The following is a 16216-nucleotide window of genomic DNA, read 5'->3' on the forward strand; positions in this document are numbered from 1 at the left end:
GCTGCGGGGGGCTCAATCGCAAGACGGGGTACACCGCTGGTGGTCCTGGCGGTTCTTGTCACAGGCTGGGCTGCGGTTCGCGCTGCGACCTGGGAAAATCCGCTTTCCTATACTGCCATGGCACAAACTCCTGCGGGCACGGCGCAGATCCTGCAAACCTCGCATGACGGCGAAGGGCTTTCCGCTTATTCGGCCTGGCCTGCTCCCCAGTCTCAGGCCTACGCTCAGTATCCGTCCTATTTGCCGTCTGCTTCCTATCCCTATCCGCCATACCCTCCTCCCGGGTATAGAATTGTTCCTGCCGGAGGGTATCATCCTGACCCTTCGGTTCCCGTGACCGGGCACAGGCGCATTCAACACCAAGCCGAGGTCTCCTTTGGCCCGGGCGGCTATCCTCAACCGGGCACTGCGCGCCGCCGCGCTTCACCGTACCCATTGGCGCCCGATCTTGTACCCATAGAGAGCCGACATCTGACCGAGAGCCTTTCATTAAACCGGCCCGCAGATGGGGCTCGGGCCGGCGCGCCAGCTGCCCTAGAATTTTCAGGCAAGCGTTACCGCACCCGTCAACAGGCTCGTCCGCCATTGGGCGCGCAGCCATTGCCCGCTCGCCCACCAGCGACAGATCGGTGGTTTCTGGATGCCTATGGCTTTTATCGGCAGGGATCGAGCGCCTTGTCGGTTACGCAAGGGCGCCGACCCATCTACGGGGCGAGCCAGCTTGCCGCCAATTTGCAGTGGCGGGCAAAACCATCCTCGCGCCATGATCCGCGCGTTTATGCAAGAGCTTATCACGCTCTGGTTCCCGGCGGCGAAAGCGAACTTGCCGCAGGTGCCTCCGCGCGGCCCATAGGGAAAGTTCCAGTTCGTCTTTTTGGGGAAGTACGCGCCGCGCGCAATCCAGCGATCACTGATGAGGGCGTATCGGCGCAAACAAGCTTTCGTCCTGCCGCTTTTGCCGCGACCGAAATTCCACCGTTTTCATTGCCCCTTGGGCTTGCTTTAGAGGCATATGGTGCAGGCGGCTATGTGGGCGGAAACGCCAGCACCTATTTCCTCGATGGACAAGCGATAGTCGCGCGTGATTTGGCGCGGATCGGAAGGCCTGGCATCGGTTCGGCCAATATCAGCGTCGGCGGCGGCGTTTGGGGCGGGGCTCAGGAAGGGGTGCACCGCGTCGATATCGGTCCAACTTTGCGATTTGACTTTGACCTTGGAAAGGTGCCCGCGCGCGTTTCGGTTGATTACCGCGAGCAGGTGGCAGGCGATGCTGAACCCGGTTCGGGGGTTGCTGCGACGGTTTCGACACGCTTTTGAGATAACATCAAAGAAGGGTGCAAACCTTCCTTCCCTCGCTAAGCGCGCTGAGGTAGTCGCTTAGGGATGGACGTTTATCTTCCCATTGCGAGATCTTTCAGTGAACGGTCTGTTCATTGTGTTTCTGGGCGTCCTGACCGGCATCTTGTCCGGGCTGTTTGGCGTTGGCGGCGGATTTCTCACGACGCCGCTGCTTATTTTCTACGGCATCCCGCCCACGGTCGCTGCGGCATCTGCCGCGACACAGGTTACAGGCGCGAGCATTTCGGGTGTGATCGCGCATGGGAGGCGCAGCGGTGTCGATTACCGAATGGGGTCCGTAATGGTCGCAGGCGGGGTGGTCGGCGCGCTCTTCGGCGCTGCTTTATTCCGCCTCTTCCAAGCACTTGGCCAAATTGATGTGGTTATCAGCATCCTATATGTCGTGATGCTTGGTTCCATCGGTTCACTCATGATGCGAGAGGCATTTGAGGCGCTTTCAGCCGGTAAAGATCAGAAAGACGCCTCACCGCGCAAAAGACGGCACCATCCGCTTGTCGCGGGGCTCCCCTTCCGCACGCGGTTTTATGCCTCGGGGCTATATATTTCGCCGATTGCACCGCTGGTCCTTGGTGTGATTGTAGGCGTCCTCACGATGCTCATGGGCGTTGGCGGCGGATTTATTCTGGTGCCCGCGATGCTCTATATTCTCGGCATGAGCGGGAACGTGGTGGTCGGCACATCGCTTTTTCAGATACTGTTTGTGACTATGGTGACAACTATGACCCATGCGCTGACGACAAAGGCGGTGGATATAATTCTGGCAGGCTTGCTGCTTTTGGGTTCGGTTATGGGGGCACAATTCGGAACCCAGATCGCGATCAAAGCGCGGCCTGAAATCTTGCGCTTTGTGCTGGCTGCAATCGTGATCGCAGTGGCACTTCGTATGCTTTACGGTCTCGGCGTTCAGCCCGATGAAATTTACACGGTAAGCCCCCTCTGATGGCGAAAGCGCGCTCTTTATTGTCGGCGCTGTGCCTGCTGATGGCCGCTCCTTTTTTGATGGGACAGGCAGAACCTATACTTGTCCCTGAGGTCAGCCAATCGCGGATTGAAGTGCGGCAAGGATTTACAGGCGCAAACCTCCTTCTTTACGGCGCTGTGATTGACCCATCTGGCTCCGGTGATGGACGTGATTTTGATATTGCTGTGGTCTTGAAAGGCCCCGCTGAACCCATCCGGTTGAGGGAAAAAGAGCGGATTGCCGGAGTTTGGATGAATTCAGGATCGAGCGATTTTCGCTCCGTCCCCTCTTTCTTTGCTGTCGCATCCTCTCGTCCGGTCACCGATATTGTTGATGAGAGAACGGCGGCCATCTATGAACTGGGGACAAAGTTCATCCAGCTTAGCCCAAGTGGTCAGATCGAACCCGAGGAGCAGACCCGTTTTGCAAGCGGGCTCGTGGAAATGCGCCAGCGTCTTGGCCTTTACCAAGAGGACCCGCAAGGCGTGAGGATCAGCGAGGGGGTCCTTTACCAAGCGCGGATTGCTCTGCCCTCCAATGTTACCACAGGCCAATACACCGCAGAAACCTTCGCAATTTCTGACGGGCGTGTGCTTGCCAGTGCGACCGCTGAGATCACGGTGGTAAAAGTAGGCCTTGAGGGAACCGTCGTCTACGCCTCGCAGCGATGGTCGCTTTTCTATGGGCTGGGCGCGATCTTCTTGTCGCTGGGTATGGGCTGGATCGCAGGGCAGGCCTTCGCCAAGCTTTAGGCTCAGTAAACCGTTTGCGCAGGCGCGAGCTACGAAGGTCTCCAGCGCAGCGTCGTTGACGTGATCTTAACTCTGATACCGCATTCTTTAAAGCTACGGTGGAAACCGAAAGCAGAAGCGCGCCAAAGGGTCAGGTGCGGTGCTTAAGCTTATGCAAGGAAACCCGCATGAACGCGATGGGGCAACAAGGTTTTGAGGCTGAGGGACACGCTCAAGGAAACGGGGCACCCTCGCCCGGCGGCGCAGACACACCTCAAAGCAACGGTGATCTTCCCATCGGCGTCGTGCTTGAAATTTCAGGCGCCGGATCACAGATCGCTCTCGACTTGCAGCGCCTCAATGAATGCATGGAAGACGCTGACCGCTCTGTCGCGCTTGCCGGGCAAGTGGGAAGCCAGATTAAAATCCGCGTGGGCGATGCTTGGCTCCTTGCCAACGTGCGTGACCAGCGCAAGGACCGGCGCGCGCAAAACGGCATTATCGCGCATATCGACTTTCTGGGTGAGGGCGCTGAAGAAAAGCTCACGGGGCGCATTCACGCCTTTAAACGCGGTGTGACGCGCTATCCTGTGCCGGGTGCGCTGGTCTACCCCGCGACCACCAGGGACCTTGAACAAATCTACGCCAGCGATGGCCGCGCCAATATCACAATTGGAACGGTTTTCCCGACTAAGGATATTCGCGCCGGGCTTTATATCGACGCGATGCTGGGCAAGCACTTCGCGCTGCTTGGTTCGACCGGTACGGGTAAGTCAACGAGCGCCGCGCTCATCCTCCACCGGATTTGCGAACATGCGCCAGAGGGCCACATCGTCATGGTTGACCCTCACGGCGAGTACTCTGCAGCTTTCCGCCAGACGGGCAAAATCCTCGACGTTTCCAACCTGCAAATGCCTTATTGGCTGATGAACTTTGAAGAGCATTGCGAAGTGCTCCTCACCAGTGACGGCAATGAACGCCAGGTCGATATGGATATTCTCGCCAAGTGTTTGCTGCACGCGCGTTCGAAAAACCGCTTGGCTGAGACGATGGGCAAAATCACTGTTGATAGCCCGATACCGTATCTGCTTTCGGATCTCTCCAACAAGATCCAGGATGAGATGGGTAAGCTGGATAAAGCAACCTCATCTGCGCCTTACATGCGGATCAAAGGCAAGCTCGAAGAACTCAAGGCCGATCCGCGTTACCAGTTTATGTTCTCTGGCATGCTTGTTGGCGACACGATGACCGACTTCATCTCCAAGGTGTTCCGCATGCCGGGCGAGGGTAAGCCGATCTCGATTATCGACGTCTCTGGCGTGCCTTCGGACATAACTTCCACCGTTGTCGCTGTGCTTTCGCGGCTGGTGTTTGACTTTGCCATTTGGGGCCGGGAAGAGAACACGCGGCCTATTTTGCTCGTGTGCGAAGAGGCCCACCGTTATGTTCCAAGCGAGAAGAACTCGGATGGCTCCTCGGTCGGTTCAATCCTTAGCCGGATTGCCAAAGAGGGCCGTAAGTACGGGATCAGCCTAGGCCTTATCACCCAGCGTCCCTCTGACCTTGCAGAAGGCGTGCTCTCCCAATGCGGGACGATCATCTCGATGCGTCTCAACAACGACCGCGACCAAGCGTTTGTGCGCTCTGCCATGCCGGAGGGTTCGCGCGGTTTCCTCGATTCGATCCCAGCGCTTCGCAACCGCGAGTGTATCATCTGCGGCGAGGGTGTCGCCATTCCCATCCGCGTGAACTTTGACAATCTTGAAGAGCACAAGCGTCCGGCGTCTGAAGATCCCAGCTTCTCCGAACTGTGGAACCGGGGTGGGGGCGAGGAAGAGCTTGTCGAACGCACCGTCCTTCGTTGGCGCTCACAGGGATAAAATTCCCGGTCTACTGCATGAGCGAACCCAAATTGCCCACCTCGCGCCAACGATCGCTCGATGGGTCATAGCTGACGTTGTAGAAGCGTTGCAGTCCGCCTGCATCGCCGGTGTTCTGTCCGGTGGAGTTGAAGAAGATGCGGCCCGTGACGCCGTTAAAGCTCCTTGAGCGCAGCACGGCGACCAATGCCTCAGCGGTGATCTCGCCTTCAATTTCGCTTGCGGCCTGTTTGACGATAACACCTGAATCGAACGCAACCGCTTCAAGCCGCCAGCGCGGGGAAATGGGACCGAAGAGGCTTTCAAACTGTGCGATCTCCTCCGGTTCATCGCCTGCGAACGAAGCGCTTTCAAACACGTCGGTCATGTCGATCAATCGGCCCGTTTGCAGCGCCGTCATCTCTGTCAACGCCTGTACATGGTGGCTGTTGTTCCAGCTTGCCAATATCGCTTTGCGCTCTGGTTGATCAGCGCGGAACTGGCCGCGCGCCAGGTCTTTGAAATCGCCGCTGAGGCCCATGATTACGATTAGCCTGTTCTGATCGAGGATTGCCTGCCCTTCAGCGGTGGCAAAGGCGTCATTGATTGCTCCGCGAGTGAAATTGCGCGTTTTTACCCGTCCGTCAGCTTTCAAATTTGCAAGGCGGGTCTCACCCAATTCCTCCGACACCCGCTTGAAAAACAGCTCGCCATAGGTCTTTGAATTTTCGTCGCTTCCTTCAACGGTTTCCACCATGAAGGTGATGCCAATCCCTTGACTGATTGCGCGCTCGGCAAGCACTTTGAACTGTGCTGCGCGCTCATCGACCCCGGATCCCACTCTGAAAATCGGCAGGTCGCTGTCCTGCCAGCCAAGGTCGGCACGGCTCCCCGCAGTGGTCAGCACAATTGCCGGACGCTGACCGCTCTCTTCAATCACTTTGAGTACTTGCGGAGTAAATTCGGTGATGGATGGGCCGACGATTGCAACCACATTGCGCTGTTCCAAGAACGCACGCAAATCTCTGATGACCTTAGGCGCATCACGGCCTTTCATGGCGTCAATCGGCGCATCGAGATCTTGCACCATAAGCGCAGGAAACCCATCGAGCGAGGCTTTGAGCCCATTGCTCTGCTGGATGCCAAAGCCTTCATTTGGATAGATGCCCAGCACGATCGCTTTGTCTTCTGGGACCCCGGCCAGCCTCCCGCTGTTACCGCCGCCAAGAACTCCGCTGAATTGGAGCGCGAGCATTCCAGCAATGAGAACGGTCAAAGCCGCCGCAGCCATTCCAATCGGACGCTTCCAGAAAGGCACATGATCCGCGCCGCTGTTTGCGATTTGCGCGCCTGTATCTGCTGGCTGCTGTATGCCAAATTTGGCCATCTCAGCAGCGCCAGCTTCCGCTCCCTGGCCTTCACCAGCGATGCTGCGAATGCTTGAGAGGAAGACTGGCCAATTCTTGCTTTGGGTAGGATTTGCTTTCGCATCCTGAAGCTCAGCGGCCTGAATCCGCCTAAAGCCTCGCGGGATGATCACCTCGTCGACAAGCGCCGGAACCAGCTTGTTGTCGAGAACGCCGTCTTCGGCCTCTTCCTTGACCCAATTGCTGTTAATTGAGGTGTCGGACCACACCACCACAATCACTTTGGATTCTTTGATGTGCCTGTCGATGACATTGTCGAACTCTTCGCCTGCGCGAAGGTCGCGGTCCCACCAGACCGAATAGCCCTCGGCTTCCAAAGCTCTGGCCATGAAATTGACGCGGTCACGGTCTCGCCGCGAATAGGAAATGAAGATATCCAACGCTTTTACCCCCGAGCCTTTATCCTAGGTCCCTCGCGTATCGCCGTAAAGGTGGATGTGCATTCGATCACTCATCCGATACCCCTTTTCAAGACACAGCGGAGCAAGCCATTGCTGGCGGCTACTTAATGTATTGGAATCAGTGCCTTCTGGCATCAGAAAGAGCCGGTCTTTTGGTATGCGGTATTGTTTTTGCAGTGCGTCAACCTCCTCCACATCGGAAGGGTCAGCGATCACGAATTTAAAAAAGGCGCGGCTGTCGCTTGCATAAAAGTCGAATCGCTCCTCGATTAGTGCGAGTTCCGGTGCGTTCCCCGAGTGGGCAAGCTTGGGGCTCACATTGTATTGATCCACGCGGATGTCGATGTGAGCAGCCGGGCGCACAGTGCCATTGGTCTCCAGCTCGACTTCGATATCGGGCAGGTGGCTGAGCATATCTGCCAAGGCGCCGCCCTGCATCAGAGGTTCCCCGCCAGTGATCACCACGCGTTTTTGCCCGAGGCCCTCAATCCGCTGCGCTGCTTCGATGGGCGAGAGCTTCACCTGATTGGCTTTTCGCTCAAAGTGCACGCTGTCGCGGTGTGGCCGCTTATCTCCCTCAAAACGCCAGGTGTATGCGGTGTCGCACCATGTGCAGGCAAGATTGCAGCGCGAGAGGCGGATAAAGGCGACCGGCATCCCCATGCTTGGACCCTCACCCTGAAGCGAGGCGAAAATCTCCGGTCCGCCGTCGTCATTGGTTGCAAGGACAAGGTCAGTCATCAGCGCTTCCTGCGCGGCCCACCATGCGTATGGGGCGTTTGGCGCACTTGGCAAACTGTTCGAGCGGCGAGACCCAACCGGTCACAGGTGTACGCATCAATCGGCTGAGGCGATTGAAAGCTGAGGGCAGGGTGCAGAACATATGCGCCCCATGGCACGAATTTGAGTTTTAGGACAATACCGAGGGTTAGACGCGCTTAGCCCCAAGCCGCCGGATCAAGCGCCAGAAGCTCAGCAAACTGCGCATAGAGTGCAGGTTCCTCGCGTCGAAGCTCATGCGGCCTTTCGAAGAACGTCACGATGCCTTCTGCAAAGAACTCTTGGTGATTGGTCGCACCATACGGGTCGATCAGTGTATGTTCGCCGCGCTCAACCCGGCTCAAATGGTCGTTATAGGCATCCAGCATAGCCCTCTCCCACCCCGCATAGGCCTGGCCTTTGCGAAGGACAGGGATGCCATTGGTGTGTCCTGAGAGGCTGTCCAATTGGTGGGCAAATTCGTGGATCACCACGTTTTCGCCGTCATGCGCACGAAGCCCGCCGTGAAGCGCGTGATCCCATGAGAGGATAACCGGCCCCCGGTCCCAGCTTTCGCCCAGCGTCCCGTGTCGATGCTCGTGAATAAGCCCCTCGTCATGGCTGCCGCGGCCTGTGTCAAAGACGCTAGGGTAGAGCAACACGTTGCGGAGCGTTTCGTACCACGCGGCGGTGTTGACGATGAGGAGGCAGGCCTGCGCTGCGATGGAAAGCTCCATCGCCTCGGTGACTTCGACGCCGTTCTTGCCCCTGAAGGTGACCTGATCGAGGAAGAGATTGATCTTGCCTTCGTGAGCCGCACGCAGATCCTTTGGCAGGAGTGTGACCAGTGGCACAAGCTGCTCGATCGTTTGGCGTTGCTCGGGGGTGAGGGGTGTCGCAAGCAGCTGCGCACGCCTGTTTCGCTTCGCCATATGGCGATAGATGAAGAACGCGGCGACGAGCAGCGGGACAAGAAGGAGAAGCCAGGGCGTCACTCTCTTAAGGTGGGGTCGCAAATGCCAGTTTTGAAGTGAGCGAAGGCTGCAATCCGAAAGAAGGCGTGCGGTTGCCGGCCCAGTTGCGGGCGTTGATAGAGCAAAATTTTATTCAATTCTAAATGTCGCGGGCCTCGGCAAGCCAATCAGCCCAACCGTTCGCCCATTGATCGAGTGGCAGCAGCAATTCAGACAAAGAAATCCCATGTTCGGTAAGCTGGTATCCTTGGGAAGTGTGCTCAACGAGCCCGAGTTCTCGAAGCTCCTTAAGGCGCTGGTTAAGGGATGTGGGCGACACCTCTTCGCATCTACCTTGCAAAGCCCGGAAAGTGCAGGGACTTTCTTTATAGAGCTCCCATATCATCCGGAGAGCCCAGCGCTTGCCGAGAGCGTCTAGCAACACCATCACAGGACGACCGTTCGCTGAACTCCTCATTGGCTGACCAGGAAGTTTGACCATACAAGACCCCTTGACGCTACACAAATAGTAACACATGACTGCTACATTCTTTGTAGCAAAAAGGTAAGATATGTCTACGCCGCTTGTACCGCTTGACCCACCATTCTCCGATGACGTCGCAGCTATCCTTGCGAATTACCCTCAGCAAGACGGCCACATCTTGTCTCTTTTCCGAACCTTCGCGAACAGTCCTCGCTTCCTAGCCAAAGCTGTGCCCAATCTCCTGGACAAAGATAGTCCTCTCAACCTCCGAACCCGCGAGATCGTTATTCTCAGAACGACAGCGAACCGCAATTGTGAATACGAATGGGGTGTTCATGTCGCCATCTTCGCCAAGGCAGCAGAGCTGACCAAAGAACAGGTGAATGCAACGGTCATCGACCATGCGGGATGCTGGTCTCCAATAGAACTTCGGCTGATAGAAATCGTAGATCAGCTTTGCGAACAAGCTACCCTTGAAGACAGGCTCTCAGCGCTATTCATAAAGGACTGGGATGCAAAGGCGCAGCTTGAAATTTTGGCGTTGGTTGGAACTTATACAACCGTCAGTCTTGTCGCCAATGTTGCGAGCTTGCCTTTGGAGCCATTTGCGGCACATTTCCCAACAACAGAATAGAGGTGAGCGAAAGTCCGCCCCCACCCCAAAAATTGACGTTCGCGCTCATGTGATTTGCGCTACCAACAGCCGCGATACAGGCTCACCCCAAACGCTCAAGCGCCGCTGTCAGCCGTTCGACCTCGCCTTGATGGTGGGCGAAATCGGCCTTGGCTTTCTCCACCGCTTCGGGCTTTGCGCGGAGGACGAAGTTCTCGTTGGAGAGCCTGCCTTCGAGCGATTTCGCTTCCTTTTGGCTTGCCGCGAGGGCCTTTTCGAGGCGGGCTTTCTCTTCCGCTATATCGATGATGCCTTGGAGCGGGATCACGACGATATCGCCCATCGCCGTCACCTGCATTGCGGGGCCAGCGGGGACTTCGCCACTGGATCACCGGGGTGAGGCGCGCGAGGCGTTCAATCGCCGCGCTGCTGCGGTCGATGGTGCTTGATGCGACCGCCGACGGTGCAGGGACATAGGCCGCCAACTTCGCGCCCTGTGAAATGCCAAGCTCGTTCTTGGCGCTGCGCACATTGGTGGTGAGGTCGATCACCCAGTCGATCGCTTGCGTCGCCTCTTTGGAAACCTCAGCGCGCGGGCTTGGCCATTTGGCGGTGATGAGGTCGTAGCTGCGCTCACCTTGTGCGTGCCAAAGTTCTTCGGTGATGAAGGGCATGAAGGGGTGGAGCATGACCAAGATCTGGTCGAGCGCCCACCCGGCGACCTCGCGGGTCTCGACGGCTGGCATGGCCTCTGGGTCAGCCCCTTCGGCGAAAACTGGCTTGATCAGCTCAAGATACCAATCGCAGAACTTGCTCCAAGTAAACTGATAGATCGCATTGGCGGCCGCATCGAAGCGCAGGTCTTCCATGGCGCTCTCGATTTCCGCACAGACCGCTTGGACTTCGCCGATGATCCATTGGTTGGCGGCAAGACGCGCTTGCGGTGCCTTTACGGTCGTTGATTTGCCGATGCCGTTCGACTGGCAAAAACGCGTTGCGTTCCAGAGCTTTGTTGCGAAGTTGCGGTATCCCTCGACGCGGCGTTCATCCATTTTGATGTCGCGGCCCTGGCTCTCCATCGCGGCCATGAAGAAGCGCAGCGCATCCGCGCCATATTGGTCGATGAGGCCAAGCGGATCGACGACGTTGCCCTTGGACTTGGACATTTTCGCGCCATCAGCGGCGCGAACAAGGCCGTGGAGATAGAGCTTAGGCCATGGGGCCTCACCCATATTGTAGTTCCCCATCATCATCATCCGCGCATCCCAGAAGAACAGGATGTCGAAGCCGGAGATGAGAAGCGAATTGGGGAAGTGTTTTTCGAGCAGCGGCTGGCCGTCCTCAGGCCAACCGAGTGTGGCGAAAGGCCAAAGCGCAGAGGAGAACCATGTGTCGAGAACGTCTTCGTCGCGTGTAAGGGCTACGCCTTCGCCTGCTTTCGCCTGAGCCTCTTCCTCGGACATGGCGACATAGACGCCGCCGTCGGCATCGAACCAAGCCGGAATGCGGTGTCCCCACCATAGCTGGCGCGAAACACACCAAGGCTGGATGTTCTCCATCCAGTTGAAAAAGTCTTCTCCCAAGACTTGGGCACGATTTCCACGGTACCATCGCGCACCTGTTTGATCGGAGCCTCGGCCAGTTTCGCTGCATCGACGTACCATTGATCGGTCAGCCAAGGCTCGATCACCACGCCGCCGCGGTCGCCGAAGGGGGTTGCGATCTGGCGTGGCTCGGCGTCCGAGATGACCTCCTCGCCTTTCTTGTTCTTGCTGACATGCGGGATGAGGAAGCCGTCGGCTTTGAGCCGTTCCACCACAGCCTCTCGCGCACCATCAACTTTGTCGCGGCGGAAGCGGTGGAGGCCGATAAATTCGTCTGGCACGAGGCCATCGCTCGTCTGGCAAACGTCGCCATTGCCATCGAGCATATTGAGCATTTCGCCCGCTTCGATCCCGGCGCGCTTACCCACGTCAAAGTCGTTGAAGTCATGCCCTGGCGTGATCTTCACCGCGCCCGAGCCAAGCTCTGGATCGGCGTGTTCGTCCGCGACAATCGGAATGCGCCGCCCGGTGATCGGGAGCACCACGTGCTTGCCCACGACGCTTTTGTAGCGCTCATCATCAGGGTGCACCGCCACCGCCATATCGGCGAGCATCGTCTCAGGCCGTGTGGTCGCAACTTCGATGTAATCGCGCCCATCCGCCAAGGTCACACCATCGGCGAGCGGGTATTTGAAGTGCCAGAAACTCCCCGGAATCGTCTGCGTCTCTACTTCAAGGTCGCTGATCGCGGTTTTGAGCTTAGGGTCCCAGTTGACCAGCCGCTTGTCACGGTAGATCAGGCCGTCATTGTAGAGGTCAACAAAGGTCTTGAGCACCGCCTTGGTGAAGTGCTCGTCCATGGTGAACTGCTCGCGTGACCAATCCATGGAGCAACCCAGACGCCGCAATTGTGTGGTTATGGTCCCGCCAGACTCGGCTTTCCATTCCCACACCTTATCAACGAATTCCTCACGGCTGTAATTGGTGCGTTTGTCCTGCCGCTCTTCCATCTGCCGCTCGACCACCATCTGCGTGGCGATCCCGGCGTGGTCGGTGCCCACTACCCACAAAGCGTCCTTGCCGCGCAGCCGCTCATAACGGATCACGATATCCTGAAGCGTATTATCGAGCGCGTGGCCGATGTGGAGCGAACCGGTCACATTGGGCGGCGGGTTCACGATGGTGAAGGCTTCCGCATCTGGGCGCTCAGGGCGAAAACCGCCCGTGCTTTCCCAATGGCTGTACCATCGCTGCTCAATATCGGCTGGGTTGAAAGTTGTTGGTAGGCTCATGTTTCTAGCTCGCTAGCGCCTTTGGAACAGGCGCGAAAATCTGTCGTTCATTGATCCCATGCCAAGCCATGGGTTGCAGTGCAACAACTCAGACAGGATCAGCTTAAAAGTGCGCCGATTTCCGCATTGGCATGAGCGCGCAACTGCCGCTTACAATCGAGGAAATGTTCGATCTTCTCTCCCACACAGGCCCCCATCAATGCGGCTCTTATGGCACCCGAACTGTGCAAGGGTTTAAGCCGAAGCTTGTGAACCAACCAATTTGAACGCATACCGTTTCTCGCAATGCTAGGGTTCGTCACCTACTCTTTGGAAGACAGCGAAGCGGGGTCCGCGCGGCTGGTGCTGTCTGGGCAAATGCTGGTCTCGTCAATCGGTGCGTTCGAAGCCGAGTTTGACGACCAGTCCCACGAATTTTCAGAAATCGACATCAGCGGCGTCGATGAAATGGATACCACCGGCGCGTGGGTGGTCTCGCGTCTGGCCTCGCACCATTCCTGTGCAATCATCGGTGCAAGCGAGACAGCAAGACATTTGCTTCAAGCTGTTGAAGTCGCGGGCGGCGACGGCGATCTGTCCCCGCCCGTGGTTCCTGTTTGGGAACGCGTCTCTTTGGCGCTGGGCGAGCAGGTTTACGCAGCGCGCGGCGGTGTCATGGGCGTCGTCAGCTTCCTTGGCGCGATCATCATGGGTTTTGGCACGATGATCCGTCGGCCTTCCAAAATCCCGTTTCGTGCAGTCGTGCGCCAGATGGAGACGGTGGGGGTCTCCGCTCTTCCTATCATCGGTCTGATGAGTTTTCTCATCGGGATTGTTATTGCACAACAAGGTGCCGCACAGCTTAAACAGTTTGGTGCAGAGACGCTGACAGTGAACCTCGTTGGCCGTATCACCTTGCGCGAATTGGGCGTCTTGATGACCGCAATTATGGTCGCAGGCAGGTCGGGCAGTGCGTTTGCTGCACAAATTGGGACGATGAAACTGACCGAAGAGGTGGATGCGATGCGCACCATCGGGATATCTCCGATTGAGCAATTGGTTATCCCGCGCATTGTCGCTTGCACCTTTATGATGGTGCTTTTGGGTTTTTACAGCAGCGTCCTTGGTATCGTTGGCGGAGCGGTGATCGGGCAGGTCGCCTTAGGCATCCCGTTCTTTACCTTCCTTGAGCGCATCCAAGAGGTCGTGCCGATCCACGATGTGTGGGTAGGCCTAGTCAAGGCGCCAGTGTTCGGGTTGATCGTGGCACTGGCAGGCTGTTACCACGGGATGCAGGTCCAGGGGAACTCCGAGGAGGTAGGTCTTCGCACCACCATGGCCGTTGTCTCTGCGATCTTCGCTGTGATCGTGCTGGATGCATTTTTCGCCGTGTTCTTTTCCGAAGTGGGTTGGGGGTAACGCGCATGGCATATGTTGAACCTGAAGCACCCCACGGGCGATTTTCGTCTGAGCCGCCGATCGTGGTCTCTGGCCTGGTCAATAAGTTTGGCGATCAGACCGTTCATGATGGGCTCGACCTAGAAGTTCGCCGCGGCGAGATTATTGGCGTGGTCGGTGGGTCTGGCACGGGCAAGTCGGTGCTGATGCGCTCGGTTATTGGCCTCCAAAAGCCAGCGAGCGGCGACATTGATGTGCTGGGACGGCGCATCACCGATACCGACCTTGATCAAAGGGTCGGGGTGCGGCGGCGCTGGGGTGTGCTTTTCCAAGGCGGGGCGCTGTTCTCAACGCTCACTGTGGGAGAGAACGTCGAGGTGCCGCTCAAAGAGTTTTACCCTGATATCAGCCCCAAATTGCGCCGAGAAATTGCACGCTACAAAGTGCTGCTTTCCGGACTTCCCGAAGAGGCGGTCTTGAAATATCCGAGCGAGCTTTCTGGGGGCATGAAGAAGCGCGCTGGGCTTGCACGCGCATTGTCGCTCGACCCTGAGCTTTTGTTTTTGGATGAGCCGACCGCTGGCCTCGATCCTATTGGAGCAGCGGAGTTCGACCGGCAAACGCGTGATCTGAAAGAAACGCTTGGGCTCACAGTCTTCCTGATTACCCACGACCTCGATACGCTTTACGAGATTTGCGACCGGGTGGCGGTTCTGGCGGACAAGCGCGTTATCGCGGTAGGCACGATCCCGGAGCTGATGGGAACTGGTCATCCGTGGATCGAGGAATATTTCAATGGCCCGCGTGGGCGCTCAGCTTTGGCGGCAAAACATGCGTGAAGCGTATAGACAGCCCTGCTGAAAGCCGCGCATAAGGAGGCGCAATGGAAACGAGAGCAAATCATCTTTGGGTGGGCGCGATAACGCTGGGGCTTTTGATCGCCCTGGCCGCTTTTATCGTCTGGATTGCGCGGCTTAATCAGGGCGCATCGAACGAATATGACATCTTTTATAAACAGTCCGTGGCGGGCCTCGCGAATGGCTCTCAGGTTTCGTACGCCGGTGTCCCTGTGGGCCAAGTGCGTGAGATTGCCCTGTCGAGCGAAGACCCTGAATTTGTGCGCGTGCGCGTGCGCATCCGCGATTCTGTCCCAATCTTGGTGGGTACAGAGGCAACCATCCAGGGGAGCTTCACAGGCGTATCCACAATTCTGCTTGACGGCGCTCGTAAGGATGCACCTTCGATCACTTGCGAAACCACCGCCTGTCCCGAGGGGCGTCCGGTCATTCCTCCCGGGCGCGGCGGTTTTGGTGAGCTTGTCGCCAACGCGCCGCTTTTGCTGGAGCGATTGGCAACGCTGACCGAACAGTTGAGCGTCATATTCGGGCCAGAGAATCAGGAGCAAATCTCCGGTATTCTTTCAAACACCAACCGCCTGACCGGCGAGCTTGCTGATGCATCGCCTCAGTTGGAAGGGACGATGGAGGAACTCAAGATTACGATCAAAGAAGCCGGTGAGGCGCTCGATGCTTTCGAAAAAGTCTCACTCACTACCGATGAGTTGCTGAACGCTGAAGGCCCGCGCCTGGCCGATGAGCTGAGCAACACGCTAGCATCTGCCAATCAGGCGGCGACATCACTTTCTGCAATGCTGGAAGATGCACGGCCCGCGACGCGCGCTTTGTCTGAGACCACTTTGCCAACGGTGGAGGCAACCTTACAGGACCTTCGCTCTACCAGCCGCTCTTTGCGTGCAATCACTGACAGGCTTGAGGCTGAGGGTGCTGGATCGCTGCTAGGCGGACGGCCGTTACCGGAGTATGAGCCATGAGAACTACTCGTATCGCTTTGGTGGCTGCGGCCAGCCTGATATTGACCGGTTGCGTCAGCTTTGGCGGCGGCGGTGATCCTCCCGAGAGCTTGTTCACCCTGACGCCTGCGACAAGTGCGCCTGCGGGCTCTGGGGTGGTCTCAGGGATCGAGGGAAGTGCGGCCTCTATCGCGGTACTGACGCCCGAAGTGCCAGCAAAACTTGATGTGGTGCGGGTTCCGGTCAACATATCGGACAGCGAAGTCGTCTATTTGCAGAACGCGGTCTGGATCCAGAAACCCGCGCGCTTGTTTCGCCGTCTGCTTGGTGAAACTTTACGCACGGCCTCTGGCGATCCGCAAACGCTTCTCGTACTCGACACATCGGACACGCCGCTTCGCCCGACCCAGACGCTGCGAGGTACGCTGATTGATATGGGGTACGATCCGGCAACCTCGTCTGTGGTCGTCCGCTTTGAGGCGGTGCACACCCTCGACGACGGCAGGGTGCTGTCACGCCGGTTCGAAGCGCGCGAAGAGGGCGTTCTGGCCGAAGCGGCCAGCGTTGGCCCGGCGCTTAACGAGGCGGCGAACACCGTTGCAAAAGACGTCGCAGCCTGGGTGATGAGCGCCGAATAAGGTTAGGG

12 protein-coding genes and 2 pseudogenes are annotated in these 16216 nt (G+C 57.6%); 9 read left to right on the forward strand and 5 right to left on the reverse strand.

The window, feature by feature from the left end; genetic code table 11:
• Positions 1-39: 39 nt before the first annotated feature.
• From AC0V60_RS01625 to AC0V60_RS01640, 4 genes and pseudogenes are all read left to right on the forward strand, one after another.
• Positions 40-1317, forward strand: a complete 1278-nt coding sequence (locus AC0V60_RS01625) for a hypothetical protein (protein ID WP_486176812.1) — start codon at positions 40-42, stop codon at positions 1315-1317.
• A gap of 66 nt (positions 1318-1383) precedes the next feature.
• Positions 1384-2299: pseudogene (locus AC0V60_RS01630) on the forward strand (sulfite exporter TauE/SafE family protein).
• Positions 2299-3072, forward strand: a complete 774-nt coding sequence (locus AC0V60_RS01635; RefSeq protein WP_486176813.1) for a TIGR02186 family protein — start codon at positions 2299-2301, stop codon at positions 3070-3072. Before AC0V60_RS01630 ends, AC0V60_RS01635 begins: the two are co-directional and overlap by 1 nt.
• A gap of 167 nt (positions 3073-3239) precedes the next feature.
• Entirely contained in the window at positions 3240-4931 is a 1692-nt protein-coding gene (locus AC0V60_RS01640; protein ID WP_486176814.1) for an ATP-binding protein, read from the forward strand.
• A gap of 10 nt (positions 4932-4941) precedes the next feature.
• On the opposite strand, the gene AC0V60_RS01645 is transcribed toward AC0V60_RS01640, so the two are convergent.
• From AC0V60_RS01645 to AC0V60_RS01660, 4 genes are all read right to left on the reverse strand, one after another.
• Entirely contained in the window at positions 4942-6717 is a 1776-nt protein-coding gene (locus AC0V60_RS01645; protein WP_486176815.1) for a TIR domain-containing protein, read from the reverse strand.
• Positions 6718-6741: 24 nt separating this feature from the next.
• Positions 6742-7479: a 7-carboxy-7-deazaguanine synthase QueE gene (locus tag AC0V60_RS01650; RefSeq protein WP_486176816.1), complete on the reverse strand. Its 738-nt coding sequence runs from the start codon at positions 7477-7479 to the stop codon at positions 6742-6744.
• 197 nt (positions 7480-7676) lie between these two features.
• Complete coding sequence (locus AC0V60_RS01655) at positions 7677-8492, reverse strand: M90 family metallopeptidase (protein ID WP_486176817.1); 816 nt, start codon at positions 8490-8492, stop codon at positions 7677-7679.
• Positions 8493-8610: 118 nt separating this feature from the next.
• The gene (locus AC0V60_RS01660) at positions 8611-8988 is read right to left on the reverse strand and encodes a winged helix-turn-helix transcriptional regulator (protein WP_486176818.1); all 378 of its coding nucleotides are present in this window, start codon (positions 8986-8988) and stop codon (positions 8611-8613) included.
• Between the two features lie 34 nt (positions 8989-9022).
• On the opposite strand from AC0V60_RS01660, the gene AC0V60_RS01665 reads away from it, so the two are divergent.
• A complete protein-coding gene (locus AC0V60_RS01665; protein WP_486176819.1) occupies positions 9023-9568 on the forward strand; it encodes a carboxymuconolactone decarboxylase family protein in 546 nt (181 codons plus the stop codon).
• 82 nt (positions 9569-9650) lie between these two features.
• On the opposite strand, the pseudogene AC0V60_RS01670 reads toward AC0V60_RS01665, so the two are convergent.
• A pseudogene (locus AC0V60_RS01670) lies at positions 9651-12383 on the reverse strand (valine--tRNA ligase).
• Positions 12384-12668: 285 nt separating this feature from the next.
• On the opposite strand from AC0V60_RS01670, the gene AC0V60_RS01675 reads away from it, so the two are divergent.
• The 4 genes from AC0V60_RS01675 to AC0V60_RS01690 are packed head-to-tail and all read left to right on the forward strand — an operon-like array spanning position 12669 to position 16208.
• Positions 12669-13781, forward strand: coding sequence for an ABC transporter permease (locus AC0V60_RS01675; protein ID WP_486176820.1), 1113 nt, complete (start codon positions 12669-12671; stop codon positions 13779-13781).
• 5 nt (positions 13782-13786) lie between these two features.
• A complete protein-coding gene (locus AC0V60_RS01680) occupies positions 13787-14599 on the forward strand; it encodes an ABC transporter ATP-binding protein (RefSeq protein ID WP_486176821.1) in 813 nt (270 codons plus the stop codon).
• A 44-nt stretch (positions 14600-14643) separates the two neighbouring features.
• The gene (locus AC0V60_RS01685) at positions 14644-15591 is read left to right on the forward strand and encodes an MlaD family protein (RefSeq protein ID WP_486176822.1); all 948 of its coding nucleotides are present in this window, start codon (positions 14644-14646) and stop codon (positions 15589-15591) included.
• Positions 15588-16208, forward strand: a complete 621-nt coding sequence (locus AC0V60_RS01690) for an ABC-type transport auxiliary lipoprotein family protein (protein WP_486176823.1) — start codon at positions 15588-15590, stop codon at positions 16206-16208. Before AC0V60_RS01685 ends, AC0V60_RS01690 begins: the two co-directional genes overlap by 4 nt.
• Positions 16209-16216 lie beyond the last annotated feature (8 nt).

The organism is Erythrobacter sp. S259 (genome assembly GCF_057364965.1).

Excerpts from the sequence above, each read along its gene's own strand:
- AC0V60_RS01675 (WP_486176820.1), top strand. The coding sequence starts at position 12,669 with ATGCTAGGGTTCGTCACCTACTCTTTGGAAGACAGCGAAGCGGGGTCC.
- AC0V60_RS01665 (WP_486176819.1), top strand. The coding sequence starts at position 9,023 with ATGTCTACGCCGCTTGTACCGCTTGACCCACCATTCTCCGATGACGTC.
- AC0V60_RS01635 (WP_486176813.1), top strand. The coding sequence starts at position 2,299 with ATGGCGAAAGCGCGCTCTTTATTGTCGGCGCTGTGCCTGCTGATGGCC.
- AC0V60_RS01680 (WP_486176821.1), top strand. The coding sequence starts at position 13,787 with ATGGCATATGTTGAACCTGAAGCACCCCACGGGCGATTTTCGTCTGAG.
- AC0V60_RS01690 (WP_486176823.1), top strand. The coding sequence starts at position 15,588 with ATGAGAACTACTCGTATCGCTTTGGTGGCTGCGGCCAGCCTGATATTG.
- AC0V60_RS01650 (WP_486176816.1), bottom strand. The coding sequence starts at position 7,479 with ATGACTGACCTTGTCCTTGCAACCAATGACGACGGCGGACCGGAGATT.
- AC0V60_RS01640 (WP_486176814.1), top strand. The coding sequence starts at position 3,240 with ATGAACGCGATGGGGCAACAAGGTTTTGAGGCTGAGGGACACGCTCAA.
- AC0V60_RS01660 (WP_486176818.1), bottom strand. The coding sequence starts at position 8,988 with ATGTGTTACTATTTGTGTAGCGTCAAGGGGTCTTGTATGGTCAAACTT.
- AC0V60_RS01685 (WP_486176822.1), top strand. The coding sequence starts at position 14,644 with ATGGAAACGAGAGCAAATCATCTTTGGGTGGGCGCGATAACGCTGGGG.